This window comes from Intrasporangium mesophilum, assembly GCF_054783095.1.
The window spans coordinates 217,684-242,361 of record NZ_BAAGRF010000029.1 but is presented as its reverse complement, the minus strand read 5'-3'; the positions used below and the strand labels follow the sequence as shown (position 1 = coordinate 242,361).

At 70.8% G+C, this 24,678-nt stretch carries 22 protein-coding genes; 19 read left to right on the top strand and 3 right to left on the bottom strand.

The features are described from left to right. Positions 1 to 41 precede the first annotated feature (41 nt). The 7 genes from ACYVLP_RS20995 (at position 42) to ACYVLP_RS20965 (ending at position 9,122) form a co-directional block, all read left to right on the top strand. A complete protein-coding gene (locus ACYVLP_RS20995; protein WP_460629259.1) occupies positions 42 to 815 on the top strand; it encodes a lysophospholipid acyltransferase family protein in 774 nt (257 codons plus the stop codon). 58 nt (positions 816 to 873) lie between these two features. Next, positions 874 to 1,647 (top strand): TIGR03936 family radical SAM-associated protein, encoded by a 774-nt coding sequence (locus ACYVLP_RS20990; RefSeq protein ID WP_460629258.1) that lies wholly within the window; start codon positions 874 to 876, stop codon positions 1,645 to 1,647. Between the two features lie 209 nt (positions 1,648 to 1,856). Next, complete coding sequence (locus ACYVLP_RS20985; RefSeq protein ID WP_460629257.1) at positions 1,857 to 5,129, top strand: Rne/Rng family ribonuclease; 3,273 nt, start codon at positions 1,857 to 1,859, stop codon at positions 5,127 to 5,129. A gap of 122 nt (positions 5,130 to 5,251) precedes the next feature. Continuing rightward, positions 5,252 to 5,560 (top strand): 50S ribosomal protein L21, encoded by a 309-nt coding sequence (gene rplU, locus ACYVLP_RS20980; protein ID WP_452268944.1) that lies wholly within the window; start codon positions 5,252 to 5,254, stop codon positions 5,558 to 5,560. 48 nt (positions 5,561 to 5,608) lie between these two features. Beyond that, positions 5,609 to 5,878: a 50S ribosomal protein L27 gene (rpmA, locus tag ACYVLP_RS20975; RefSeq protein ID WP_452268906.1), complete on the top strand. Its 270-nt coding sequence runs from the start codon at positions 5,609 to 5,611 to the stop codon at positions 5,876 to 5,878. 128 nt (positions 5,879 to 6,006) lie between these two features. Continuing rightward, a complete protein-coding gene (gene obgE, locus ACYVLP_RS20970) occupies positions 6,007 to 7,530 on the top strand; it encodes a GTPase ObgE (RefSeq protein ID WP_460629256.1) in 1,524 nt (507 codons plus the stop codon). Positions 7,531 to 7,631: 101 nt separating this feature from the next. Continuing rightward, positions 7,632 to 9,122, top strand: a complete 1,491-nt coding sequence (locus tag ACYVLP_RS20965; protein WP_460629255.1) for a peptide ligase PGM1-related protein — start codon at positions 7,632 to 7,634, stop codon at positions 9,120 to 9,122. A 20-nt stretch (positions 9,123 to 9,142) separates the two neighbouring features. Here ACYVLP_RS20965 and ACYVLP_RS20960 read toward each other — a convergent pair whose 3' ends face one another. Then, positions 9,143 to 10,255, bottom strand: a complete 1,113-nt coding sequence (locus ACYVLP_RS20960) for an IS110 family RNA-guided transposase (protein WP_460629254.1) — start codon at positions 10,253 to 10,255, stop codon at positions 9,143 to 9,145. 571 nt (positions 10,256 to 10,826) lie between these two features. Between ACYVLP_RS20960 and ACYVLP_RS20955 the strand changes: the two genes are divergently transcribed. From ACYVLP_RS20955 to ACYVLP_RS20930, 6 genes are all read left to right on the top strand, one after another. After that, a complete protein-coding gene (locus ACYVLP_RS20955) occupies positions 10,827 to 11,951 on the top strand; it encodes a sensor histidine kinase (RefSeq protein ID WP_460629253.1) in 1,125 nt (374 codons plus the stop codon). Then, positions 11,948 to 12,712, top strand: a complete 765-nt coding sequence (locus ACYVLP_RS20950) for a LytR/AlgR family response regulator transcription factor (protein WP_460629252.1) — start codon at positions 11,948 to 11,950, stop codon at positions 12,710 to 12,712. Before ACYVLP_RS20955 ends, ACYVLP_RS20950 begins: the two co-directional genes overlap by 4 nt. After that, positions 12,709 to 13,110 (top strand): hypothetical protein, encoded by a 402-nt coding sequence (locus ACYVLP_RS20945; RefSeq protein WP_460629251.1) that lies wholly within the window; start codon positions 12,709 to 12,711, stop codon positions 13,108 to 13,110. The genes ACYVLP_RS20950 and ACYVLP_RS20945 overlap by 4 nt, the downstream gene beginning before the upstream one ends. Before the next feature lie 52 nt (positions 13,111 to 13,162). After that, positions 13,163 to 14,749, top strand: coding sequence for a sodium/solute symporter (locus ACYVLP_RS20940; protein ID WP_460629250.1), 1,587 nt, complete (start codon positions 13,163 to 13,165; stop codon positions 14,747 to 14,749). 240 nt (positions 14,750 to 14,989) lie between these two features. After that, on the top strand, positions 14,990 to 15,280 hold the full coding sequence (locus ACYVLP_RS20935) for a DUF485 domain-containing protein (RefSeq protein WP_452268943.1): 291 nt from the start codon (positions 14,990 to 14,992) through the stop codon (positions 15,278 to 15,280). Next, on the top strand, positions 15,277 to 16,923 hold the full coding sequence (locus ACYVLP_RS20930) for a solute symporter family protein (RefSeq protein WP_460629249.1): 1,647 nt from the start codon (positions 15,277 to 15,279) through the stop codon (positions 16,921 to 16,923). The genes ACYVLP_RS20935 and ACYVLP_RS20930 overlap by 4 nt, the downstream gene beginning before the upstream one ends. 210 nt (positions 16,924 to 17,133) lie before the next feature. Here the strand turns inward: ACYVLP_RS20930 and proB are convergent, their stop codons facing one another. Next, a complete protein-coding gene (proB, locus tag ACYVLP_RS20925) occupies positions 17,134 to 18,246 on the bottom strand; it encodes a glutamate 5-kinase (RefSeq protein WP_460629248.1) in 1,113 nt (370 codons plus the stop codon). A gap of 228 nt (positions 18,247 to 18,474) precedes the next feature. Between proB and ACYVLP_RS20920 the strand changes: the two genes are divergently transcribed. The 4 genes from ACYVLP_RS20920 to ACYVLP_RS20905 all read left to right on the top strand — a co-directional run bounded on the left by ACYVLP_RS20920 (position 18,475) and on the right by ACYVLP_RS20905 (position 22,420). Further along, a complete protein-coding gene (locus ACYVLP_RS20920) occupies positions 18,475 to 19,158 on the top strand; it encodes a GntR family transcriptional regulator (protein ID WP_460629247.1) in 684 nt (227 codons plus the stop codon). Positions 19,159 to 19,231: 73 nt separating this feature from the next. After that, positions 19,232 to 20,251 carry a 1-aminocyclopropane-1-carboxylate deaminase gene (locus ACYVLP_RS20915; RefSeq protein ID WP_460629246.1) on the top strand — a complete coding sequence of 340 codons (1,020 nt, stop codon included), beginning with the start codon at positions 19,232 to 19,234 and terminating at the stop codon, positions 20,249 to 20,251. Between the two features lie 131 nt (positions 20,252 to 20,382). Beyond that, positions 20,383 to 21,666 (top strand): glutamate-5-semialdehyde dehydrogenase, encoded by a 1,284-nt coding sequence (locus ACYVLP_RS20910; RefSeq protein ID WP_460629245.1) that lies wholly within the window; start codon positions 20,383 to 20,385, stop codon positions 21,664 to 21,666. A gap of 46 nt (positions 21,667 to 21,712) precedes the next feature. Beyond that, a complete protein-coding gene (locus ACYVLP_RS20905; protein ID WP_460629244.1) occupies positions 21,713 to 22,420 on the top strand; it encodes a class I SAM-dependent methyltransferase in 708 nt (235 codons plus the stop codon). A 99-nt stretch (positions 22,421 to 22,519) separates the two neighbouring features. Here ACYVLP_RS20905 and ACYVLP_RS20900 read toward each other — a convergent pair whose 3' ends face one another. Beyond that, positions 22,520 to 23,695 (bottom strand): glycosyltransferase family 2 protein, encoded by a 1,176-nt coding sequence (locus ACYVLP_RS20900; RefSeq protein WP_460629243.1) that lies wholly within the window; start codon positions 23,693 to 23,695, stop codon positions 22,520 to 22,522. A 76-nt stretch (positions 23,696 to 23,771) separates the two neighbouring features. Here ACYVLP_RS20900 and ACYVLP_RS20895 point away from each other — a divergent pair, with 76 nt between their 5' ends. Together ACYVLP_RS20895 and ACYVLP_RS20890 are read left to right on the top strand one after the other, a co-directional pair. After that, the gene (locus ACYVLP_RS20895; protein WP_460629242.1) at positions 23,772 to 24,458 is read left to right on the top strand and encodes a DUF402 domain-containing protein; all 687 of its coding nucleotides are present in this window, start codon (positions 23,772 to 23,774) and stop codon (positions 24,456 to 24,458) included. Positions 24,459 to 24,467: 9 nt separating this feature from the next. Further along, positions 24,468 to 24,677 carry a hypothetical protein gene (locus tag ACYVLP_RS20890; protein ID WP_460629241.1) on the top strand — a complete coding sequence of 70 codons (210 nt, stop codon included), beginning with the start codon at positions 24,468 to 24,470 and terminating at the stop codon, positions 24,675 to 24,677. Position 24,678 lies beyond the last annotated feature (1 nt).

Genomic DNA, 24,678 nt, shown 5'->3' with positions numbered 1-24,678 from the left:
CGGCTTTCGGGCACGAGCCACGGCAGGGCAGAGTGTCCCCCATGGAGCCCGTCTACTCGTCGGTCATCGGCTTCGCGCGGGGCGTATTCGCCATGCAGGGCCTGCGGTTCACCATCCTCGGCGACGAGAACGTCCCCCGCACGGGCGGGGCGGTCATGACGGTCAACCACACCGGCTACTTCGACTTCGCGTATGCCGGCCTGGCCGCCCAGCGATCGCAGCGGCTCGTGCGCTTCATGGCCAAGGACGGCGTGTTCACCCACCCGGTCAGCGGGCCACTCATGCGGGGGATGCGGCACATCCCCGTCGACCGCACGGCGGGCGCGGCGTCGTATGCCGCCGCGGTCGAGGCGCTCAGGGCCGGCGAGATCGTCGGCGTCTTCCCGGAGGCGACGATCTCGCGGTCGTTCGAGCTCAAGGAGTTCAAGACCGGCGCCGCGCGGATGGCTGCCGAGGCCGGCGTGCCCATCCTGCCCGTGGTCATCTGGGGCTCGCAGCGGGTCTGGACCAAGGGTCTTCCCCGACGGCTCGGCCGCACGAACGTGCCGATCATCCTCAACGTGGGCGAGCCGATCCCGGTCGCGCCCGACGCCGACCCCGAAGCAGTGACCGAGCACTACAAGGGGGTCATGGCGGACCTGCTCCAGGTGGCCCGCGCGGCATACGAGCCCTTGACGGGGGCGGACCTCAAGTACCTCCCGGCGAGCCTCGGAGGCACCGCACCTACCCTCGCCGAGGCCACCCGCCTGGACGACGCGGAGGCGGCTGACCGCCAGCGACGGGCCGACGAGCGCCGCGTCGGCGACGCGACCTGACCTCAGGCGGCAGCCACCACGGCGACGTGCGAGGCGGCTCGACTGTAGCCTTCCGCGCATGGCTCGACAGGCACGTCAGCGCGTCCCCGAGGGACCGGCGCCGGACCCAGCGGTCCAGAAGCTGCGGATCCGCTACGCGAAGCGCGGTCGCCTCCGGTTCACCTCGAGCCGTGACTTCCAGCGGGCCCTCGAGCGTGCACTGCGCCGCGCAGACGTGCCCATGGCGTTCTCGGCCGGCTTCCATCCGCACCCCAAGATCAGCTACGCCAACGCAGCGGCCACCGGGACCGCGAGCGAGGCCGAGTACGTCGAGATCTCTGTCACACAGCGGGTGGACGCTGAGTCTGTGCGTATTGCTCTGGACGAGGCGCTGCCGTCCGGGATCGACATCGTCCAAGTGGTCGAGGCCGCGCCGGGGGCGCTCGCCGACAGGCTGGAGGCCAGCGACTGGCTGCTGGAGTTCGCAGGCGTCGAGCAGGAGAGGCTGGCGCACGCGGTCGAGGCGGTGCTCGCCCTGGACTCGGCCGAGGTGACCCGCATGACGAAGTCGGGTCCGCGGACCTTCGACGTGCGCGGAGCCATCGTGCGGGCAGTGGTCCAGGGACCCTCCGAATTGCCTGTCGACCTCGTGTCGGCTCACGTCATCGGGCCCGACTGTGCGATACTTCGCATGGTCGTACGGCACACCACACCTGCCGTACGCCCCGACGACATTCTGACCGCGCTGCGTGAGATTGCCGACCTGCAGCCTCCGCGTCCGCCCCTGGTGACGCGTCTGGCGCAGGGACCGCTCGACACCGCAACCGCGAGGGTGGCCGATCCGCTGGCATGACCAACCCGGCATGACAGCGAAATGGCTGCCGACAAGAACGCCGACGGCATTCGATCACGGGGCCGCGCCCAGCGCGAACCGTTTTCGGGTGTAGCTCAAACGACTTCCGTCCCGCCGCACACACGGCGCGACGAATGCAACCGCACTCGTGCGGTGTTGACGGCCCCGGCCGGTGTGGGTCTGCACCGCACCTGACGGGAGGCTGCCTGATGGCAACCAACGACGAGACCGCTGCGAACAACCAGGGCGAGCAGACCCTGTTCGAGCCAGCGGACCAGCCCACCTCACCGGCGACCGACGCCCCGGCCGACACTGCCGCGGATACTGCCGTGGACACCGCGGCTGCCGGCGACGAGACCCCGGCGCCGCGCAAGCGCGCCAGCAGGCGGACCGCCAAGAAGGCGGCCCCGCGGGCCGCTGCATCCGCCGCCACCGCGGACCCTGAGCTCGAGGCTCCGGAGCGACCCGTCCGCAAGCGGGCCACCCGCAAGAAGGCGGCCGACGGCCCGCCGGCCGCGACGACGAGCAAGCGGGCGCGAGCTCGCAAGGCGACCTCCGCCGGCGATGCAGAGCGGGCCGCAGCGGCCGTCGAGGAGCTCGTTGCCGAGGTCCAGGCTGCCGGGCCAGCCGCGCCGAGAAGGGCCAGCGAGGCGGGCGAGACGGTGGAGGTCGTCGAGACCCCTGAGGCCGCTGAGGCCGCTGAGATCGGTGAGGCCGCTGGCGACCTCAGTGTCGGCGCAGCCGTCGTCGACGACCTCGCCGAGGTCGACGAGGCCGATGAGGTCATCGGGGCTCAGGAGACCGAAGAGGCGAATGAGTCGGACGAGGCGCAGGAGGCCGACGAGGATGCACCCGTTGCGGTAGTCCGGAGCTTCAGCCTGCTGTTCCAGGCCCCTGACGCGAGCCATGTCGCACCGCGACGCCGCCGGGCTGCCGCCCTGACTCCCGTCGAGGAGCCGGAGCCCGAGCCCGAGGAGCAGCACGAGGAGGACGCCGGCGCCGAGCCGACGGACGAGGAGGCGGCACCGCGGCGTGCCCGCCGCCGCCGCGGAGGCAAGGGACGCCGCGGCCGAGCCGCCGACGAAGGCGCGGAGCCGGATACCGGCGAGGCATCAGAGGACGAGGAGCCGGCCGAGGAGCCGGCAGAGGCCGAGGACGCCGAGGCCGAGCAGGAGACGGACGAGGAGGCCGGCACGACGCGCCGGCGTCGCCGCCGTCGGCGTGCTGGATCGGCAGCGGACACCTCGGACGACGGCCCGAACGTGTCCACCCGGGTGCGCCAGCCGCGCAGCGACGAGCCGGTTGCCGTCAAGGGCTCGACCCGCCTCGAGGCGAAGAAGCAGCGCCGCCGCGAGGGGCGCGAGGCGGGCCGTCGCCGCACGATCATCACCGAGGCCGAGTTCCTCGCCCGGCGCGAGTCCGTCGACCGGGTCATGGTCGTCCGCAACAAGGACGGTCGCACCCAGATGGGTGTGCTCGAGGACGGTGTCCTCGTCGAGCACTACATCGACCAGGCCACCAACGTGTCGATGGCAGGCAACATCTACCTCGGCCGGGTCCAGAACGTGCTGCCCTCGATGGAGGCGGCATTCGTCGACATCGGCAAGGGACGCAACGCTGTGCTCTACGCCGGCGAGGTGAACTGGGACGCGGCAGGTCTGGAGGCCAACCAGCCCAAGCGCATCGAGAACGCCCTGACCTCTGGCCAGACGGTCCTGGTCCAGGTGACCAAGGACCCGATCGGTCACAAGGGGGCGCGCCTGACGTCGCAGATCTCGCTGCCGGGCCGTTACCTCGTCTACGTGCCGAACTCCTCGATGACCGGCATCAGCCGCAAGCTGCCCGACACCGAGCGCGCCCGGCTCAAGAAGATCCTGCGCGACGTCGTGCCGGACACAGCGGGCGTCATCGTCCGTACCGCGGCGGAGGGCGCCAGCGAGGAGGAGCTGCGCGCGGACGTCGAGCGCCTGACCCGCACCTGGGAGGACATCCAGGCCAAGGCCGAGGCCGGGTCGACCCCGCGAGCGGGCAAGAGCAAGGGCCGCAAGAAGAACGGCGGCACAGGTTCGGCCCCGGCAGGCTCGGCGCCGCTGCTGCTGCACGGTGAGCCGGACCTGACGGTCCGTGTGATCCGCGACGTGTTCAACGAGGACTTCAAGCAGCTCCTGGTCTCCGGAGAGCAGGCCTGGCAGGAGATCCACCCATACATCTCGTCCGTCGCCCCGGACCTCGCAGACCGGGTCACCAAGTGGACCTCGAACGAGGACCTGTTCACGCACCACCGCGTCGACGAGCAGCTGGCGAAGGCCATGGACCGCAAGGTCTGGCTCCCCAGTGGTGGATCGCTGGTCATCGACCGCACCGAGGCGATGACCGTCGTCGACGTCAACACCGGCAAGTTCGTCGGCTCGGGCGGCAACCTCGAGGAGACGGTCACCAAGAACAACATCGAGGCGGCCGAGGAGATCGTTCGCCAGCTGCGGCTGCGCGACATCGGCGGCATCATCGTCATCGACTTCATCGACATGGTCCTCGAGAGCAACCGCGACCTCGTCGTGCGGCGCCTGCTCGAGTGTCTCGGTCGTGACCGCACCAAGCACCAGGTCGCCGAGGTCACCTCGCTCGGGCTCGTGCAGATGACCCGCAAGCGGGTCGGGTCCGGTCTCATCGAGGTCTTCTCCGAGACGTGCGACCGTTGCAACGGACGCGGCTTCATCATCCATACGGACCCCGTCGACCGCGGCGCCCACCAGCACGAGACCCCGAGCGGCGGCGACTCGCGACGCCGTGGGGGTCGCGCATCGGGTGGCTCGGGTGCTCAGGGTTCGGCCGCTTCCAGCACCGGCGGCAACGGCACGGGCCATGGCTCGGGAGGCCACGCCGCAGGCGGCTCGGCTCACGCAGGTCAGGCCGGCTCGGCCCAGCCCGAGCACAAGCCGAGCGGTCCGACGGCCGCCCAGATCGCGGCCGCCGCCCACGCGGCGGCGATCAAGGGCAACGGACCGCACGTCTCAGGGAGCGACGGTCACCCGCACGCGTTCCCCGAGGACGCCGGGCCGTGGGCCGGTGACGACGTCCCGATCGAGGACGAGGAGCGCGACGGAGGCGCTGGTCCCGAGCTGGTCGAGCTCGAGTCCGACATCACCGACGCGGACACGGTCGAGGTCGAGTCCACGGCGTCCGACGCGGCAGAGTCAGAGGCCGCCGAGCCCGACGACACGCGGTCCGTTGTCGACGCCGGCGCCCCGGCTCCCGCCGACGCGACCGCCGACGCGACCGCCGACGCGACCGCCGACGCGACCGCCGACGCCCCCAGCGTCACAGGCGCGGCGACCGCCGATCAGGCGTCTCAGCACACGCCCGAGCCGGCTCCCCGCGGCCGGAGACGCCGGGGCCGCGTCGTCGCACCCGCCGGACCCCCGCGATCCAGCAGCGGGTCGGCGGAGACGTCCAAGCCCGCAGGCGAGCACGACGGCGCCTGACCTCGGTTTGGAGCTGGACCGTTCTGGCCGGTAATCTTGTTCCTTGGTGCGCCCACCGGGCCCGTGTTGACGGGCCGGTGCTGAAAGCGGCGCTCCATCCCTGATGAGAGAGTGAGTTTCACGTGTACGCGATTGTTCGCGCTGGCGGTCGCCAGGAGAAGGTGTCGGTGGGCGATGTCCTGCTCGTCGACAAGGTGACGGGTCAGCCCGGCGATGCCATTGAGCTCACGCCGTTGCTTCTCGTGGACGGCACGACCGTCACGTCCGACGCCGACAAGCTGGCGAAGGCCTCGGTCAAGGCTGAGGTCGTCAAGGCCGCCAAGGGCCCGAAGATCACGATTCTCAAGTACAAGAACAAGACGGGCTACCGCAAGCGTCAGGGTCACCGTCAGCCGCTGACCCAGGTCAAGATCACTGAAATCAACGCGTGATCGACGTCCGCGTCGCACGGCACACAGACCTCTGAAGGAGTAACAGACATGGCACACAAGAAGGGTGCGTCCTCGACTCGCAACGGTCGCGACTCGAACGCCCAGCGACTCGGCGTGAAGCGCTTCGGCGGCCAGCAGGTCAACGCGGGCGAGATCCTCGTCCGTCAGCGTGGCACGCACTTCCACCCGGGTGAGGGTGTCGGCCGCGGCGGCGACGACACGCTGTTCGCCCTCGTCGCCGGCGCCGTCAAGTTCGGCACCAAGCGCGGCCGCAAGACCGTCAACATCGAGCCGGCCGAGGCCGTCTCTGCGGAGTGACCGACTGGTCACCCACTGAACGTCGCGAAGGGGCGGGCCGCCTGGCCCGCCCCTTCGCACGTCCCGGGCGGACGGCATACCTGCTGGGTATGCCGTCCCGCCCGGCCGATCTGGAAGAGTGAAGTCCCATGGCAGTGAACTTCGTCGACCGCGTGGTGCTGAACCTCGCCGCCGGCAAGGGTGGCAACGGTGTCGCCTCTGTGCGCCGCGAGAAGTTCAAGCCGCTCGGTGGGCCCGACGGCGGCAACGGGGGACACGGCGGCTCGGTCGTGCTGCGGGTGGACCCGCAGTCCACGACGCTGCTCGAGTACCACCGGCATCCGCACCGGCGGGCCGCCAACGGCGCCCCTGGAGCGGGCGACGAGCGCAACGGCGCTGACGGCGACGACCTCGTGCTGCCCGTGCCCGAGGGGACGGTCGTCAAGGACTCGTCGGGCGCGATCGTCATCGACCTCGTCGGCATGGGCACCGAGCACGTGATCGCCCGCGGCGGGCGTGGCGGGCTCGGCAACAAGGCACTCGCGTCGCCGCGCCGCAAGGCACCGGGCTTCGCACTGCTCGGCGAGCCGGGGGAGGAGGTCGACGTCGTCCTCGAGCTGAAGACGCTCGCCGACGTCGCCCTGATCGGGTTCCCCAGCGCGGGCAAGTCCTCGCTCGTGTCGGTGCTGTCCGCGGCCCGTCCGAAGATCGCCGACTACCCCTTCACGACGCTCGTGCCGAACCTCGGCGTCGTCACCGCGGGCAGCAGCCGGTTCACCGTGGCCGACGTGCCGGGCCTCATCCCCGGCGCCCACGAGGGCAAGGGCCTCGGGCTCGAGTTCCTTCGGCATGTGGAGCGCTGCTCGGTCCTCGTGCACGTCATCGACTGCGCCACTCTGGAGGCGGGCCGCGACCCGATGACCGACCTCGACGTCATCGAGAACGAGCTGTCCCTGTACGTGCCCGACGCCGACCTCGGCGGCCGTCCGCTCTCCGATCGCACGCGGATCGTCGTGCTCAACAAGGCCGATGTGCCGGAGGCGCGCGAGCTCGCCGAGCTGGTCAAGCCGGATCTCGAGGCGCGTGGCCTCGAGGTCTTCATCGTCAGTGCTGTTGCCCACCAGGGGCTGCGTGAGCTGACGTACGCGATGGCCCGCCACGTCGAGACGGCGCGCCTGGAGGTCGAGCAGGTGGTCCCCAAACGGGTCGTGCTGCGGCCCAGGTCGGTCGACGACACGGGTTTCGTCGTCACCAAGGAGGCCGGCCCGGACGGGTCGTTCTACCGGGTCACCGGCGAGCGGCCGGTGCGATGGGTGCGCCAGACCGACTTCAGCAACGACGAGGCCGTCGGCTACCTTGCCGACCGGCTCGCGCGTCTCGGCGTCGAGGACCAGCTCTACAAGGTCGGGGCGCTCGCGGGCGACACCGTGGTGATCGGCGCGACCGACGACGCCGTCGTGTTCGACTGGGAGCCGACGCTCCAGTCGGGTGCCGAGCTGTTGGGTGTCCGAGGCACCGACCTGCGGCTCGACGAGCCGTCGCGCCCGACGCGCGACCAGAAACGCGAGTCGATGCGCGACCGGTACTCTGCCCGCGCCGCGACGCAGGAGGAGCTGGAGGCCGAGCGCCGCTCGGGTCTGTGGCATCTGCGCGACGAGGACGACGAGGACTGACGGCACGCTCTCGGGTGGAAGTTCCGGCTTTGCCGGGGTCGTCCCCTGAGTCAGGCACGATCGGGCAGCCTGGCGGCTGACGCGTTCCTAGGCTGGGAGGCGTGGATGAGTTCGACGAGCTCCAGTCCCACCTCGTCGACGTCTGGCCTGCGCTGACGTTGCGCACCACCGCGCCCCAGCTGCGCACGGTGATCATGCTGCACAGCGTTCCGACCGACATCGTGCCCGGTCACCTCGCACCGGTCTTCCCCGCCTATGAGGAGCGATTCCTCGCGGTCGTGCTCAGCCTGCTGCGGGCACCGGGGTCGCGGGTCATCTACCTGACGTCCCAGCCGATCTCGCCGCGAGTGGTCGACTACTGGTTCGGCCTGGTGCCCGGGGTCGACGCCGAAGAGGCGCGCAGCCGGCTCTACCTGATCACACCCTGCGACGGCTCGCCCCGGCCCCTGACCGACAAGCTCCTCGACCGTCCCCGCCTGCTCGACCGGATCCGCCGCCTCGTCATCGACCCGCGCCTGGCCGTGGTCGTTCCCTTCGTATGCCGTGAGGCCGAGGCCCGCTTCGCCCTCGAGCTCGGCGTCCCTGTCTACGGGTCCAACCCGCGGCTGTGGGAGCTCGGCGGCAAGTCTCGCTCGCGCCGCGTCTTCAAGCAGGCCGGCGTGCCCATCGCGGCCGGGGTCGAGGATGTGCGTTCCCGCGCCGATCTCCTCGCGGCGCTGTGCGAGCTCCGAGAGCGGGTCCCCGGCGTGCGACGCGTCATGGTCAAGCTCGACCAGGGCGTGAGCGGCTACGGCAACGCCGTCATCGACCTGACCGGCGTGAGCGCTGCTCCCGACGACCTGGCCGCCGCGATCGATCGGCTCGAGGTCGAGGACCCGGAGACGAGCGCCGGGGAGCTTCTCGACCGGCTCGCCGACGGGGCGTGCGTCGAGGTACTGCTCACCGGGGACGAGGTGCGCAGCCCGAGCGTGCAGCTTCGCAACAGCCCGACAGGTGAGGTCGAGGTGCTCTCGACCCACGACCAGATCCTCGGCGGTCCCAACGGCCTGAGCTTCCTCGGGTCTCGGTTCCCGTGCGACGCCGAGTACGGCCCCCTCGTCGCCGGCCTCGCGATGCGCGTCGGTCGGCTCCTCGCCGATGAGGGGGTACTCGGGCGGTACTCGCTCGACTTCGTCGTCGTGCGCGACTTCGGGGGGCCGTGGCGTGCGTACGCCATCGAGATCAACCTCAGGTGCGGTGGCACGACGCACCCTTTCATGGCGCTGCAGACGCTGACGGACGGCGAGTTCGACTCGGGGACAGGCATCTTCACCGACCCGAGGGGCCGACCCAAGTTCTATGCCGCGAGCGACCACCTCGAGGACCCGTCCTACGCCCGGCTGACGCCGGACGACCTGTTCGACATCCTCTCCGAGCGGCATATCGGCTGGGACGAGCGGACGATGACGGGCGTCGCGGTCCACATGGCCAGCGCGCTCGCCGTGTCCGGCCGGGCGGGAGCGACGGCCATCGCGGGCACGCCCGGGCATGCCGACGCGCTGCTCGCGGCGGTGCGCCACGCCCTCGACGTCGAGGCCGCCCGCGGCACCTGACCCTCTCGACTTGGACGCTCCTATGGGTGGTCAAGGGGGTTGAGAGGGTTCTCCAGGAGCCGGTAGAGGTCTCGGGCGATGTAGCGCTTGAGGCAGCGTCGGATCTCGCGGGGGGTTTTGCCGTCGGTGGTGCGGCGTTGGGTGTAGTCACGGGTGGGTTCGTGGTAGCGCTGGCGGCTCAGGACGATGGTGTGCAGGGCTCGGTTGAGCTGTCGGTCGCCGTGGCGGTTGAGCCGGTAGCGGGTGGTGGTCTGGCCGCTGTTGGCCGGGATCGGGGCGACGCCGGCGAGCATCGCGAACGCGGCCTCGGACCGGATCCGTCCCGGGTGGGACCAGGCGCATAGGACGGTCGCGGCCACGATCGGGCCGATGCCGGGCTGGGCCAGCACGTCGGGTCGCCAGCGGCGCACGATGGCCAGGATCTGGCGTTCGAGGTCGGCGGCCTCGGCGCCCAGGGTCTGGGCGCGGCGGGCCAGGGTGCGGAGCACGGTGGCGGTGATGGTGGTCTCGGTGTCCCAGCCGGGGTGTGCGGGGGTGATCCGGAGCCGGGCGGCGGTGCGGGTCATCTCGGTCAGGGTGCGGCCGCGGAACCGGGCGCGCAGCGTCTCGGGTGCGGCGATGACCAAGCTGAACAGCTGGCGTTGGGCCACCGCGGCGCCCTCGACCGCGGACCGGCGGGCCGCGACCAGCACCGACAGCGCCTGCCGGTCCCCGCCGGCCCGGGGGGTGCCCAGCACGGGCCGGGACAGGGCCTCGCGGGCGGCGCGGGCCGCGTCGAGGGAGTCGGACTTGGCGCCGTGGCGGCGTCTGGGGCGGTGCGGACGGTCCAGCTCGACAACGACCTCGTCGCGGCGCGCTAGGGCCCGGGTCAGGCCGGCGCCGTGGCCGCCGGTTCCCTCGACCGCCCAGATCCGCAGCGGCGAGTGCTGCTCGGCGAGCTCGACCAGCTCGTCGTACCCCTCGGGGGTGGTCGGCACGGTGAGCTCCTCGAGCACCCCGCCGGTGCGGGCATCAACCACGGCCGCCGTGTGGGTATCGACGTGGGTGTCCACCCCGATCACGACATCCACGACATCACCGAGCCGATCACCGGCTCGGTCGCCGATCACGAGCGGGTCGGTCACACTGGTCATGCGTTCCTCCTAAGCTCCGGATGGGACGAAGGGTCCGGTCCGGCAGGAGTCACGGCAGGACTGTGACGGGACACGCCGGCGACGTGAACGCCGGCGGTCAAGCTCCTGATCAGGCCAGTCGCTCCGACCGGGCCGGGTCCGATGACCCCGGGGCGGACAGGTCCGGGGAAAGGCACCGACGGCCAGTCGAGTGAAGAGTCACGCCCGGGATCATCGAGCACAGCCCATCAGCAACCGGGCCGCCACGCCATCCTCACAGTCGAGTGAGCGCGTGGTCCCACCAGCCACAGGCCGCCGTGTTGTGCCCGCGGTGTGGCGGGTGGGGCGCAGCGCTCACTCGACCTGAAGGTTGCCGCCGATGGCGCGCGGCTGCGCGCTGCGCGCGGCACGTGGCCTGGTCTCACCCTGATCGAGTGGGCGCTTGGTCCCACCAGCCACAGGCCGCCGTGTGTGCCCGCGTGTGACGGGTGGGACGCAGCCTCACTCGACGTAGGGCGGGGTGTGTAGTGCGGAACGGGGGGTGAACGGCATACGGCCGTCCGGGGTCGGGGGCGCGCATAGGGTGTCCCTCATGAGTTCGTGGGGCGCGCTGCTGCGCCGGGACCACCTGGGCACCCAGGCGGACCGGGCGACCTACCGCACGCTGCACACCGCGCTGCTGGCGTCGCCACCACTGCGGATGGGACTGACTGCGGCATCGGCCGAACGGTCGCTCAAGCACCTGCGCACCCTGCTCGGCGCGCCCGCGGCAGCGATGACCGACACCACGACCCTGCTCGCCTGGGAGGGCGGCAGGGCTCACCACTCAGGACAGCCGGCGACGATCGCCGCGGGCACGCTCACACACGGGCGCACCACGGTCGTCGACGGCGCCGACATCGCCTGCGCGGAGCCGTCGTGCATCGTCCGACAGGCGATCGTGGCGCCGCTCGACGTCGATGAGAAGGTCGTCGGAACGCTGCAGGTGTTCACCGATCGAGCATCGGCCGGTCTCGTGCGGGCGACCGACGAGGTCGCCCGCTGGGTCTCGGGACAGCTCGAGCTAGCCGAGCTCGACGCGTCCCGGACGCGCCTCATGGAGGCCGAGGTGCGCGCGCTGAGGGCACAGATCAGCCCGCATTTCATCTACAACTCGCTGACCGCCATCGCGTCCTTCACCCGCACCGACCCCGAACGGGCCCGCGAGCTGCTGCTCGACCTCGCCGAGTTCACGCGCTACTCCTTCCGCCGGCACGGTGAGTACACGACCCTCGCAGAGGAGCTGCGGTCGATCGAGGCCTACCTCGTCATCGAGAAGGCCCGGTTCGGCGACCGGCTGACGGTGACCCTGCGGGTGGCGCCGGAGGTGCTGCCCGTCGTCGTGCCGTTCCTCTGTCTCCAGCCGATCGTCGAGAACGCGGTCCGGCACGGCCTCGAGCGCAAGCCGGGCGCCGGAGAGATCAGCATCCTGGCCCAGGACGCCGATCACGAGTGCGTCGTCACCATCGAGGACAACGGCGTCGGAGAGGACCCCGAGCGGGTTCGACGAGTGCTCGCGGGCGAGCCGGGCTCCGACTCCGTGGGCCTGGCGAACGTCGACGAGCGACTGCGGGCGGCTTTCGGCGACGACTACGGCCTCGTCGTCGAGACGGCACAAGGCGCGGGGACCAAGGTCATCGTGCGGCTGCCGAAGTTCCGACCCGGGGTGCACGTATGACGGGGGTGATCGACGAGCAGCGGCTGTTGCGGGTCCTCGCCGTCGATGACGAGGCCCCCGCACTCGACGAGCTGGTCTGGATGCTCCAGCGGCACGAGTGCGTTCGCCAGGTCATCCCGGCCGGTTCCGGCGAGGACGCGCTCCGGGTGCTGCACGAGCAGCAGGTCGATGCGATCTTCATGGACGTCCAGATGCCGGGGCTCAGCGGCCTCGACCTCGCGCGGGTGCTCGCGCGGTTCTCGACCCAGCCGCCCGTCGTCTTCGTCACCGCTCATGAGCGCCACGCCGTCGACGCCTTCGAGCTCAACGTCGTCGACTATGTCCTCAAGCCCGTCCGTGACGAACGCCTCGGGCAGGCGGTCCGCCGCGTCCTGCGCCAGGTGCATGGGCGCGAGGCCGTCACGAGCCCGGAGGACGACACCATCCTGGTCGAGCTCGCCGGGGTGAGCCGGCTCGTCCCGCGGTCCGACGTGCTCTTCGTCGAGGCCCAGGGTGACTACGCGCGTCTGCACACGGCGACCGAGAGCCACCTGGTCCGGGTGCCACTGACCACCCTCGCCGACCAGTGGCGCGACTCCGGCTTCGTCCGCATCCATCGTTCGACACTGGTCGCGATCGGCCACATCAGCGAGTGGCGCACGGAGGGCGGCCGGACCACCGTGATCGTCGGCGGCCACGAGCTCGTCGTGAGCCGGCGGCATACCCGGGCTCTGCGCGACCTGCTCGCGCGGCGAGCCCAACCCCGCCGGGGAACCCCGTGAGCACCAACCCCTCCCGCCCCGACGAGGGCGTCGCACGCACGCAGCGGGTGCGCGTGACGAGCCCGAGGACCTCGGCATCCCGGACCAGAGCCGTCTCCATCGCGTCCGAGATCGACGAGCAGACCCGGCTGGGAGAGGTGTACATCACCTCGCTCATGCGCAGCCAGCTGCGGCTCGCCATCGGAGTGCTCGGGGTGGTCGCCCTGACGCTCGGGGCACTTCCGCTGCTCTTCTGGCTCGTGCCGGCGATCGGGACCCTCGATCTTCTCGGCATCCCAGTGCCGTGGCTGCTTCTCACCGTCGTCGCGTTCGCAGAGGTCATCGTGCTCGGCCGGCTGTACGTCCGGCAGGCCGAGCGCAACGAGGACAACTTCAGCGACCTGCTGGACGAGCGCTGAGCACCGAGCAATGAGCACCACGCGATGAGCACCGAGCGATGAGCACTGAGCGATGAACAACACCGCCAGCATCGTCGCGGTCGTCCTCGTGTCCATCACCTCGCTGGCGGTGGGCGCTTTCGGGCTGCGGCTGTCGCGGACGATGAGCGACTTCTATGTGGCCTCGCGCGGGGTGAGCCCGGTGCTCAACGCGTCGGCGATCAGTGGTGAGTACCTCTCGGCCGCATCCTTCCTGGGCGTCGCCGGGCTCATCCTTGCGCGCGGGGTGGACATGCTCTGGCTGCCGGTGGGGTGGACGGCCGGGTACCTGCTCCTGCTCGTCTTCGTCGCTGCGCCGCTGCGCCGGTCGGGGGCATACACGCTGCCCGACTTCGCCCAGCTGCGGCTCGAGTCGCTCACCGCGCGACGTGCCTCGAGCCTGCTCGTCGTGGCGATCGGCCTGCTCTACCTCATCCCGCAGTTCCAGGGCGCCGGCCTGACGCTGCGCACCTTGACCGGTGCGCCGTCCTGGGTGGGCCAGGCCGTGGTCGCGGTCGTCGTGTGTCTGAGCGTGCTGCCCGGTGGCATGCGCAGCGTCACCCTCGTGCAGGCTTTCCACTACTGGCTCAAGCTCTTCGCCCTGCTGCTGCCCGCTTTCTTCTTCCTCGGCGTCCTCGCGTCGCGCACGAACCATCCCGAGGTCGGTGCGGTCGACGTCACCGACTGGGTCCGCCCCCTCCAAGGCCCCAACGCCCTCTACCTGACGTACTCCCTGGTCCTGGCGACCTTCTTCGGCACGATGGGCCTGCCGCATGTGGTCGTCCGGTTCTACACCAACCCCGATGGCCGCGCGGCCCGTCGGACGACCCTTGTGGTCCTGGTCCTGCTGTCGGGGTTCTACCTGCTGCCGGTCCTCTACGGCGTCCTCGGCCGGTTCTTCGCCTCGGACCTCGTCGCCGCGGGGAGGGCGGACTCCGTCGTGCTCGAGCTGCCGAGTCGTGTCTTCGACGGCCCCCTCGCGCAGGGCCTCACGGCGGTGCTGGCGGCGGGTGCTTTCGCGGCGTTCCTGTCGACCTCGACCGGTCTCGTCGTCTCGGTGGCGGGGGTGCTCAGCCAGGACATCGTCCGGTGGGGGAGCGGCCGGCGGCAGGGCATCCGTGGCTTCCGCCTGTCCACGGTGATCGCCGTGGCGCTGGCCGTCGTGCTCACCTTCGCCTCTGCGGGGGTGCCGGTCGCGCACGCGGTCGAGCTCGCTTTCGCCGTGGCCGCGTCGACCTTCTGCCCGATGCTGCTCCTCGGCATCTGGTGGCGCGGGCTCACGGCGGCAGGCGCGATCTGCGGGCTTCTCGCCGGCGGTGGGCTGTCCATGTCCGCCGTCGTGTCGACGACGTTCGGGGTCCAGATGCCGGGCTGGCTCGGAGTGGTCATGACCCAACCCGCCGCGGTCAGCGTGCCGATCGCCTTCGCGACCATGGTGACTGTCTCGCTCGCCACGCGGTCACACGCGCCGGAGCACGTCGCGCAGACGATGGTGCGCCTGCACGCGCCCGAGCACATCGACCTCAACCGGGGGACGTTCCACCCCGAGCGGTGGGAGTCGTCCGAGCCCGCCGGACGGCATACCGCTCATCGTGCACGGGTGACCGCTCGTCGCAGCTGAGGCTGCGCACACCGACCAGTCGACGCCGCTGGGCGATGGGCCGTGGCGGCTACCTGCCGTGCGCGTCCCTCGGTCCCTACGGTGGCACGCAGCCGACCGCGTGGTCGGTGGCGCGGAGCAACAGGGGACGCCGGATCGCGCCGACCAACCAGGAGATCACGCACGACGAAACCGCCCCCGGAGGTGGCCCTAGTGAGCAAAGAAGCTCTCGAGCGCGTGGAAGACGATGCCAACGTCGCCATGCAGAACTCGCCCGAGTTCGCCGAGCTGAGAAACAAGTTCAGGCGATTCGTGTTCCCGCTGACCGCGCTGTTCCTGGCGTGGTACTTCCTCTACGTGTTCCTGTCGGTGTGGGCCAAGGACTTCATGGGCACCCGCGTCTTCGGGAACATCACGTGGGGCCTGATCCTCGGGCTCCTGCAGTTCGTCTCGACATTCGCCATCACGATGTACTACGCGCGGTGGGCCGACCGGGAGTTCGACCCGCGTGCCGAGGCCCTCGCCCAGAAGATGGGAGGGCACCACCAGTGAGCGCCGTCATCACCGCAGCGCCGTCGTTCGCACCCGCTGCCACCAGCGTCGGCAACCCGGCCATCAATATCGCGATCTTCGCCCTCTTCGTCGTCGTCACCCTGGCGATCGTCATCCGGGCCTCGCGCAACAACCGCACGGCGGCGGAGTACTACGCCGGCGGACGCGCGTTCACCGGGCGCCAGAACGGCATCGCCATCGCCGGCGACTACCTGTCGGCGGCCTCGTTCCTCGGCATCGCCGGGGCGATCGCCATCAACGGCTACGACGGGTTCCTCTACTCGATCGGCTTCCTCGTCGCGTGGCTCGTCGCGTTGCTCCTCGTCGCCGAGCTGCTCCGCAACGTTGGCAAGTACACGATGGCCGACGTGCTCAGCTTCCGGCTGCGTCAGCGGCCGGTCCGCATCGCAGCGGCGATCTCGACGCTCGTCGTGTCCTTCTTCTACCTGCTCGCGCAGATGTCGGGAGCCGGCGGCCTGGTCGCCCTGCTGCTCGGCGTCGAGGGCCAGGTCGGGCAGCGCGTCGTCATCGCGATCGTCGGCGTGCTCATGATCTTCTACGTCATCTACGGCGGCATGAAGGGCACGACCTGGGTCCAGATCATCAAGGCGGTGCTGCTCATCATCGGGGCCGGACTCATGACCATCTGGGTCCTGGCCAAGTTCGGCCTCAACCTCTCGAGCCTGCTCGGCGACGCGTCGACAGCGTCGCAGGAGGCCGGTGGCAAGGACCTGCTCCAGCCGGGCCTGCAGTACAAGAACCCGATCGACTTCATCTCGCTGTCGATGGCGCTGGTCCTCGGCACCGCCGGCCTGCCGCACGTTCTCATGCGCTTCTACACGGTGCCGACCTCGCGCGAGGCCCGCCGCTCCGTGGTCTGGGCGATCTGGCTCATCGGCATCTTCTACCTGTTCACCCTGGTCCTGGGCTTCGGCGCGGCCGAGCTCGTCGGTGCAAAGGAGATCAAGGGCGCACCGGGCGCGGTCAACTCGGCGGCGCCGCTGCTCGCCTTCCACCTGGGCGGTGAGATCCTCCTGGGGATCATCTCTGCGGTCGCGTTCGCGACGATCCTCGCGGTCGTCGCCGGCCTCACCATCACGGCGAGCGCCTCGCTGTCGCACGACATCTACAACACGGTCGTGCGGGGTGGGAACGCCACGCCGGAGGAGGAGGTCAAGGTCGCTCGGATCGCCGCGCTCGTCCTCGGAGCGTTCGCGATCGTCGGCGGCATCTTCGCCCTCGGCCAGAACATCGCGTTCCTCGTGGCCCTGGCGTTCGCGATCGCGGCGAGCGCGAACCTGCCCACGATCCTCTACTCGCTCTTCTGGAAGCGGTTCAACACCAGGGGTGCTCTGTGGAGCATCTACGGCGGCCTCATCAGCGCGATCACGCTGATCATCTTCAGCCCGGTCGTGTCGGGCAAGCCGGTGGACCCGGTGACGGGCAAGAGCCCGTCGATGCTCCAGGGTGTCGACTTCCACTGGTTCCCACTCGACAACCCGGGCATCATCTCGATCCCGCTCGGCTTCATCCTCGGCTACATCGGGACGGTGACGAGCAAGGAGTTCAACGCCGCCAAGTACGCCGAGATGGAGGTCCGCTCGCTCACCGGCCACGGCGCGGAGGTGGCGACCCACCACTGACGTCGCACAAGCACTAGCCCCATCGAGTGGCCACGCACCCTCCCGCGGGTGTGTGGCCACTCGCCTGCCAGGGACCTGGCAGCCGGGGCGGCTGCTGCTGCGTCGCAGGGTATGCCGCGGGGCGGCCCCACGCTCACGCCCGGGTATGCCGCGTGGCCGGGCCGGACGGCATACCGCGCGGGTGGGGCTGGGACTCGGGCTTGACCGGGGTCAGAGGATGACGAGGTCGTCGCGGTGGATGACCTCGCGCTCGTACTCGGGGCCGAGGTCGCGGGCGAGCTCACGCGTCGACCGGCCGAGCAGCGCAGGCAGCTCCGACGACGAGTAGTTGACCAGGCCCCGGGCGACGGGGAGGCCTGCGGGTGAGCACACGTCGACCGGATCGCCCTCGTGGAAGGTGCCCTCGACGGCGGTGATGCCTGCAGGCAGGAGTGACTTCTTACGGTGGACGAGCGCGGTGACGGCGCCGTCGTCGATCACGAGCCGACCGCGGGCTGTGGTGGCGTGCTCGAGCCAGAGGCGGCGAGAGCGGCCTCGCACGCCGATCGGCAGGAACACCGTGCCGACGTCCTTTCCGGCGAGCACGTCCGCGACACGGTCGGCGGCCGTGACCGAGGTGAGTACACCCGCAGCCGTGGCGATCCGGGCGGCCTCGATCTTCGTGGTCATGCCTCCGGTCCCGACCTTCGAGCCGCTCCCGCGGATCTCGACGTCGACAAGGTCCTGCGGCCCGCGGACAACGGGGATCCGCGTCGTGCCGGGCCGGCTCGGCGGCCCGTCGTAGAGCGCGTCGACATCGGACAGGAGCACGAGCGCCTCGGCGTCTATGAGATGCGCCACGAGGGCCGCCAACCGGTCGTTGTCGCCGAACCGGATCTCGGTCGTGGCGACCGTGTCGTTCTCGTTGACGATGGGCATCGCTCCGAGGTCGAGCAGACGCTCGAGGGTGCGGCGGGCGTTCGCGTAGTGCGTGCGGCGTGTCATGTCATCGGCCGTCAGCAGGACCTGGCCGACGACGATGTTGTGCGCCGCGAAGGCCTGGGTGTAGGCCGCCAGCAGGGCACCCTGCCCGACGGACGCCGCGGCCTGCTGGCTCGCGAGGTCTCGCGGGCGCGACGCGAGCCCGAGGGGGCGGAAGCCCGCGGCGATGGCGCCCGAGCTGACCAGGACGATCTGCGTGCCGGCCAGGTGCTGGTGTGCGAGCGCGTTGGCGAGCGCGACCAGGCGGGCGTGGTCGATGCCGCCGTCGGTGCCGGTCAGGGAGCTGGAACCGACCTTGACGACGAGGCGCCTGGCGCCGCTGATGACCGAACCCGGTGACACACCTCGACTCTAGTGAGCAGTGACGGGCCGCTGTGGACACGTCCACGCCCGGCTCGTCAGTCGGCGTGCCGACGGACATACGAAGTCGCCCGTGCGGTGGCCGACCATGCGTGGACGGTCGGTGATCGCGGGTTTGATGTGTCCGTAGGGACAGAGGGAGCTGCCGGCCCGACCTGCGAGACGACCGAGGGCTTGACCGAACCGCCCGAGTGATGTGCAATATATTGCATGCCAATCCCGCAGACCGACGCGCCGCCACGACGGGCCCTGCTTCGCGACGACGTCTACACCCGCCTGCGCGACGCGATCGTTGACGGGACCCTGACGCCGGGAGAGCAGCTGCGCGACCAGGAGGTCGCAGCGTGGTTGGGGGTGAGCCGGACGCCGGTGCGTGAGGCGCTGCTCCGGCTCGGCCAGGCTGGGCTGGTCAATGCCGCGCCGGGCCGGTCGACGACAGTCGCCACGCTCGACGCGCGTGCCATCCGCGATGCCCAGGCCGTCGTCGCGTCGATGCACCAGCTCGCCGTGGAGCTCGCCGCCCCCCAGCTCGGCGCGAGTGACATCTCCTCGATGCGGGAGGCGAACGACCGCTTTGCGACGGCCTTGCGGCGCGGCGACGCCGAGGCGGCGGTCGCCGCTGACGACGACTTCCATGCCGTTGCGGTCCGGGCCGCGGCGAACCATGCGATCGAGACGGTCCTCGAGCAGTTCACCCCGGTCCTGCGCCGACTCGAGCGGCTCCGTTTCTCGTCCCTGTCCGGCCGCGCGTCCGTCGCCCTGCACGACCGGCTCACCGACCTCTGCGAGGCGGGCGACACCGCTGCAGCGGCCGAGGTCGCCCACGAGACCTGGGAGACCCTGCGCCCGCTCATCGCGGCGCTCGAGGACGCCGACGAGGACCGACCCACCTGAACGGCATCCCCGATCAGCATCGGGATGCCGGGAACCCAGCACGCCGACCACGCACGCCACGAAGGAGACCCGCATGTCCATCCACGACTTCGAGCGCTACCCGCTCACGTTCGGCCCCAGCCCCGTGCACCGGCTCGACCGGCTGAGCGCGCACCTCGGCGGCGCCCAGGTCTGGGCCAAGCGGGAGGACGTCAGCTCCGGACTCGCCTTCGGCGGCAACAAGACCCGCAAGCTCGAGTACATCGTGCCCGACGTGCTCGCCCAAGGGGCCGACACCCTGGTGTCGATCGGCGGGTACCAGAGCAACCACACCAGGCAGGTCGCGGCGGTGGCCGCGAAGCTCGGCCTCAAGTGCCGCCTGGTCCAGGAGAAGTGGGTCGACTGGGACGACCCCGTGAACGACAGGGTCGGCAACATTCTCCTGTCGCGGATCATGGGCGCCGATGTGAGGCTCGACCCGGCCGGTTTCGACATCGGGATCCGAAGGTCCTGGGAGGACGCCCTTGCCGAGGTCGAGGCGTCCGGGGGCAGGCCCTACGCCATCCCGGCGGGCGCGTCCGAGCACCCGCTCGGCGGGCTCGGCTTTGCAGGCTGGGCGTACGAGGTGGCCGCCCAGGAGCAGGAGCTCGGCGTCTTCTTCGACACCATCGTCGTGTGCACCGTCACAGGGTCGACGCACGCCGGCATGATCGCCGGGTTCGCCGCGCTCGAGGACGCCGGAGGGCGCCAGCGACGGGTGCTGGGCATCGACGCCTCGGCCACGCTGGACAAGACCCGCGACCAGGTCGGCCGGATCGCCCGCAGCACCGCCCGCCTCATCGGGCTCGAGCGTGACGTGCGGGACGACGAGGTCACGGTGCTCGAAGGCTGGGCGGGCGACCTCTACGGCATCCCGGTCGAGTCGACCATCGAGGCGATCCGCCTGTCCGGGCGTCTCGAAGGCATGATCATCGACCCCGTCTACGAGGGAAAGTCGATGGCCGGGCTCGTCGACCTCGTCACTTCCGGCGAGATCGGCAGGGACTCCACCGTCCTCTTCGCCCACCTGGGCGGCCAGCCCGCCCTCAACGCCTACAGCGGGATCTTCGGCTGACGCCATCTCACGGTCCTGGGGTCGAATCCACGAGCCCGCGCTGCTGCGCGACGGGTCGTATGCCGGCCCTCGCGGTCCCAGCCCACGGAAAGGATGCGTGACCCGCCGCCACGCAGACCTACGCTGGTCGCATGACGCAAGCGATCGACCCTGCCGTCGTCGACTACGTGACCGGTCTCGCCGAGCGGGCGCGGGTCGCCTCGCGACGGCTCGCCCTGATGTCACGCGCCGAGAAGGACGCCGCCCTGCTCCACCTCGCCGACGCCGTCGAGGGCGCCGCACGCGCCGTCGTCGCGGCCAACGCGCAGGACATCGAGCGGGGCCAGGCCAACGGCATGACCGAGAGCCTCCAGGACCGGCTGCGTCTCGACGAGTCGCGCGTGCGCGCGGTGGCCCAGGCGCTGCGCGACGTGGCCGCCTTGCCGGACCCCGTCGGCGAGGTCGTCCGGGGGTCCACGCTCGCCAACGGCCTGCAGATCCGTCAGGTCCGGGTGCCGATGGGCGTCATCGGCATGATCTACGAGGCACGCCCCAACGTCACCGTCGACGCCGCGGGGCTAGCCCTGAAGTCCGGCAACGCGGTCATCCTCCGCGGCGGGTCGGCGGCAGCAAGCACCAACCACGCGCTCGTCACCGCCATGCGCGACTCCCTTGCCGCACAAGGTCTTCCGGTCGACGCTGTCGCCCTCCTCGAGGAAGGAGGCCGCGACGCTGCTCGTGCCCTCATGACCGCTCGCGGCTACGTCGACCTCGTCATCCCGCGTGGCGGAGCGGACCTCATCCAGACCGTCGTCCAGGAGTCGACCGTGCCGGTCATCGAGACCGGCATCGGTGTGTGCCACGTCTACGTCGACCGGCGGGCCGACCTCGACAAGGCGCAGGCCATCACGCTCAACGCGAAGACCCACCGCCCGAGCGTCTGCAACGCGGCGGAGTCGCTTCTCGTGCATCGCGACGTCGCGGCCGACTTCCTTCCCAAGGCTCTGACGGACCTTGCCGGGGCCGGGGTGAAACTGCACGTGGCACCGGAGGTCACCGAGTACGCCGAGGCTGCGGGTGCGGCATACGACCTCGCGAGCGAGGCCGACTTCGGCACCGAGTGGCACGGCCTCGAGATGAGCGTCGCTGTCGTCGACGACCTCGACGAGGCCATGGAGCGGATCCGCCGGTACGGCACGGGCCACACCGAGGCCATCGTCACCGAGGACCGTGCGGCCGCACGACGCTTCACTGCGGAGGTCGACGCGGCGGCCGTTATGGTCAACGCGAGCACGCGGTTCACCGATGGTGGCGAGTTCGGCTTCGGAGCCGAGATCGGCATCTCGACCCAGAAGCTGCACGCCCGTGGCCCGATGGCGCTGCCTGAGCTGACCACGACCAAGTGGGTCGTCGAGGGCGACGGACACGTGCGCTGACGGGCGCGCGGGGGGCACTCCGGACCTGATGGCATGATGTCCCACCATGGAAGGCACCGAGGTCCGCAAGCTCGCTGAGCTGGAGGACACCCACTGGTGGTACCGCGAGCGTCGTCACCTCCTTGCCAAGGCGATCGCCGGGATGACCCCCGGCCGCGCCATCGACATCGGAGCGGCCGGAGGTGGCAACACCCGGGTACTGCGTGAGCACGGCTGGGAGGCCGTCGCTCTGGAGTACGGCGCCGACGGCGCGGAGGTGGCCCACACGCGCGGCCTGGCCACGCTGCGAGGCGACGCCACGAGCCTGCCGCTCGCGGACGACTCTCTCGACCTGGTCATCGAGTTCGACCTTCTCGAGCACCTGCACGACGACGACGCCGCCGTGTCGGAGGTGCACCGCGTGCTCAAGCCGACCGGCACATACCTCGTCGCCGTTCCGGCCGACCCGCGGCTCTGGTCCAGCCACGACGAGGCGGTCGACCACGTCCGGCGGTACACCCGCGAGGGCCTGCTCGACCTGCTCGACCGTGGACGGTTCGAGGTGACGGACGTGCGCTCGTGGAACGTGCTGCTGAGGCCGGTGGTCGCGATGCACCGCCGGACGAGCAGTGGGTCGGACCTCGAGGACCTCAACCCGGTCGTCAACTTCGGGCTGCGCACCATCATCACGGCGGAGCGCTACCTGCCCGTCAAGTCCCTGCCGGGCGTCAGCCTTCTCGTGCGCGCACAGCCGCGCGGCCACGTGCAGGGCTGACCGCGCGGCCGCGTGCAGGGCTGACCGCACGGCCGCGTGCAGGGCTGACCGCCGGGCCCACCCCGTGGCACTGGGGCCGGACCCGAGGCTGCCGAGGAATCAGCCGAGCAGCTGGGTGTGCTCCGGCGTGCCGGCCGGTGCAGTGTCCGGCGTCGTGCCCTGGGTGCCCGGCGTCCGCTCGGGCGAGGTGGCGCCCGGGTGCCCGTTGGCGCTCGGGTTGCCGGGAGAGCCGGCGGCAACGAGCGGTGCGACCGGTCGCGCGACCGGCTCACCGGTCAGGTGGATCGGGGCCTGGGTCGGCTGCGCCGGAAGCGGCGTGTCGGTGGGTCCGTGCTCTCGGACCTCGGTGGTCATCGAGTCGTAGGCGATGAAGTACGTCGGGCGGCCCTGCATGTGGGCGTACATGCGACCGATGTACTCGCCGAGGATCCCCACGCAGACGAGCTGGACGGCCCCGACGCCCGCGACGATCGCCACCGTCGAGGTCCAGCCGGCGACGGTGTGCCCCTGCGAGCGGGCGACCAGCGTGTAGATGAGCAGGAGCAGCGCGAGCACCGCGCCGCCGAGGCCGGCGAACGTGGCCATCCGCAGCGGGGCCGTCGAGAAGCCGGTCAGGGAGTCCAGCGACAGCTTGACCATTTTCATCAGCGGGTACTTCGACGATCCCGCCGCGCGCTCCTCGCGCTTGTACTCGACGGTGTCGGACGGGAAGTTCAGCGCGGGGACGATGAAGCGGAGCACGCGGTTGTGCTCGGGGAGGCTGTTGACCGCGTCGACCGTGGCCCGCGACATGAGGCGGTAGTCACCCGCGTCGGCGTGCGCCTTCGTCGGCGACATGAGGCCGATGAGCCGATAGAACATCTGCGCGGAGAACCGCTTGAACCACGTGTCGGTGGACCGGTCGCTTCGTACGCCGTAGACGACGTCGACACCGTCGTCCTTCGCGGCGGCGAGCATCTGGGGGATGATCTCCGGCGGGTCCTGCAGGTCGGCGTCAAGGGTCACGACGTAGTCGCCGAGCGCGCACACGAGCCCTGCTGAGATGGCGGCCTGGTGGCCGGCGTTGGCGCGCAGCCGGACCACCCGCAGCTGGGGCCACTCGCGGTGGTAGCGCTGCAGCAGGGCCGCCGTGAGGTCCTTGCTCCCGTCGTCGACCGCGACGACCTCGTAGGTCCCACCCATCCCGTCGAGCAGGGGGCGCAGCCGGTCGACGAGCAGGGGGAGCACCTCCTCCTCGTTGAACATGGGGATGACGACGGAAAGCTCGGGAACCATGACATCTAGCCTACGGCCGCAGGTGGGCTCGAACTGTCACCGTGCTGGGAGCCCGCTGTGCCGTACCGTTCGGACGGTGACGTCGCCGAGACCAGAGGGCCGCGGGGACCGGACGCCGCGGGCCGGCCTGCCTTCCGTCGGAGGTATGCCGCCCGGAGGCCTCGCCGTCGGCACTTCCGTCGCAGGGCGCTTCACGAAGTGGGGCGGAGGGCCGCACTGGGAGTGGGCCGGTCGCTATCTCGGTGCGGACGTCCACGGCCACTGGTGGTATGCCCCGCCCGGCACTCGGTGCGTCCGCCCGGGGATGGACTTCGAGGAGGCGGTCGGCTGGGTCTCGATGGTGCCGCACATCGGGGCGTATGCCGCGGGCTTCTACCCGGACCCCAAGGAGATCAGCGTCTACGTCGACATGACGACCGAGCCCCGCTGGCAGCGCCGGACCCCGGGGTCTCAGCTGGGGGACGGCCCGGACGCCCCGCTGTGGGAGGTGGCCATGGTCGACCTCGACCTGGATGTCGTGCTGACCCGGGAGGGCGACCTGTACGTCGACGACGAGGACGAGTTCGAGCAACACCGCGTCGAGCTTGGCTACCCCGCCGAGGTCGTCGCGCTTGCGCAGCACTGGCGCGATGTGGTCCTCGACGCGGTCGCGGCAGGGGACGAGCCGTTCGGGTCAGTGGGGCCCGGGTGGCTCCGCCGGGCCGAGTCTGGAGCGCTCGGCGGTCTCCCGGCCCGCCGGACGGCATACGGGGGCTGGCGCTAGGCTGACGGCATGTCTGATCGTGTCTTCGCGCTCGTTGCCGAGGGGGAAGCCGCTCGCGAGCTCCCCATGCCCGTGATCGTCTACTTCTTCATCGTCTTCGCGATCTTCCTGGTCCTTCTCGGGATCACCTGGACGTTCCGCAACACCGCGTACAAGGTGCGGCGTCCGGCCGCGCAGGACCCGCGTCACCCGAGCGGACCTGACGGGTCCCACCACTGAG

Excerpts from the sequence above, each read along its gene's own strand:
- ACYVLP_RS20960 (WP_460629254.1), bottom strand. The coding sequence starts at position 10,255 with ATGACCAGTGTGACCGACCCGCTCGTGATCGGCGACCGAGCCGGTGAT.
- obgE (WP_460629256.1), top strand. The coding sequence starts at position 6,007 with ATGGCAGTGAACTTCGTCGACCGCGTGGTGCTGAACCTCGCCGCCGGC.
- rpmA (WP_452268906.1), top strand. The coding sequence starts at position 5,609 with ATGGCACACAAGAAGGGTGCGTCCTCGACTCGCAACGGTCGCGACTCG.
- ACYVLP_RS20950 (WP_460629252.1), top strand. The coding sequence starts at position 11,948 with ATGACGGGGGTGATCGACGAGCAGCGGCTGTTGCGGGTCCTCGCCGTC.
- ACYVLP_RS20890 (WP_460629241.1), top strand. The coding sequence starts at position 24,468 with ATGTCTGATCGTGTCTTCGCGCTCGTTGCCGAGGGGGAAGCCGCTCGC.
- ACYVLP_RS20900 (WP_460629243.1), bottom strand. The coding sequence starts at position 23,695 with ATGGTTCCCGAGCTTTCCGTCGTCATCCCCATGTTCAACGAGGAGGAG.
- ACYVLP_RS20905 (WP_460629244.1), top strand. The coding sequence starts at position 21,713 with ATGGAAGGCACCGAGGTCCGCAAGCTCGCTGAGCTGGAGGACACCCAC.
- ACYVLP_RS20985 (WP_460629257.1), top strand. The coding sequence starts at position 1,857 with ATGGCAACCAACGACGAGACCGCTGCGAACAACCAGGGCGAGCAGACC.
- ACYVLP_RS20955 (WP_460629253.1), top strand. The coding sequence starts at position 10,827 with ATGAGTTCGTGGGGCGCGCTGCTGCGCCGGGACCACCTGGGCACCCAG.
- ACYVLP_RS20920 (WP_460629247.1), top strand. The coding sequence starts at position 18,475 with ATGCCAATCCCGCAGACCGACGCGCCGCCACGACGGGCCCTGCTTCGC.
- ACYVLP_RS20995 (WP_460629259.1), top strand. The coding sequence starts at position 42 with ATGGAGCCCGTCTACTCGTCGGTCATCGGCTTCGCGCGGGGCGTATTC.
- ACYVLP_RS20910 (WP_460629245.1), top strand. The coding sequence starts at position 20,383 with ATGACGCAAGCGATCGACCCTGCCGTCGTCGACTACGTGACCGGTCTC.
- ACYVLP_RS20935 (WP_452268943.1), top strand. The coding sequence starts at position 14,990 with ATGCAGAACTCGCCCGAGTTCGCCGAGCTGAGAAACAAGTTCAGGCGA.
- ACYVLP_RS20990 (WP_460629258.1), top strand. The coding sequence starts at position 874 with ATGGCTCGACAGGCACGTCAGCGCGTCCCCGAGGGACCGGCGCCGGAC.
- ACYVLP_RS20915 (WP_460629246.1), top strand. The coding sequence starts at position 19,232 with ATGTCCATCCACGACTTCGAGCGCTACCCGCTCACGTTCGGCCCCAGC.
- ACYVLP_RS20940 (WP_460629250.1), top strand. The coding sequence starts at position 13,163 with ATGAACAACACCGCCAGCATCGTCGCGGTCGTCCTCGTGTCCATCACC.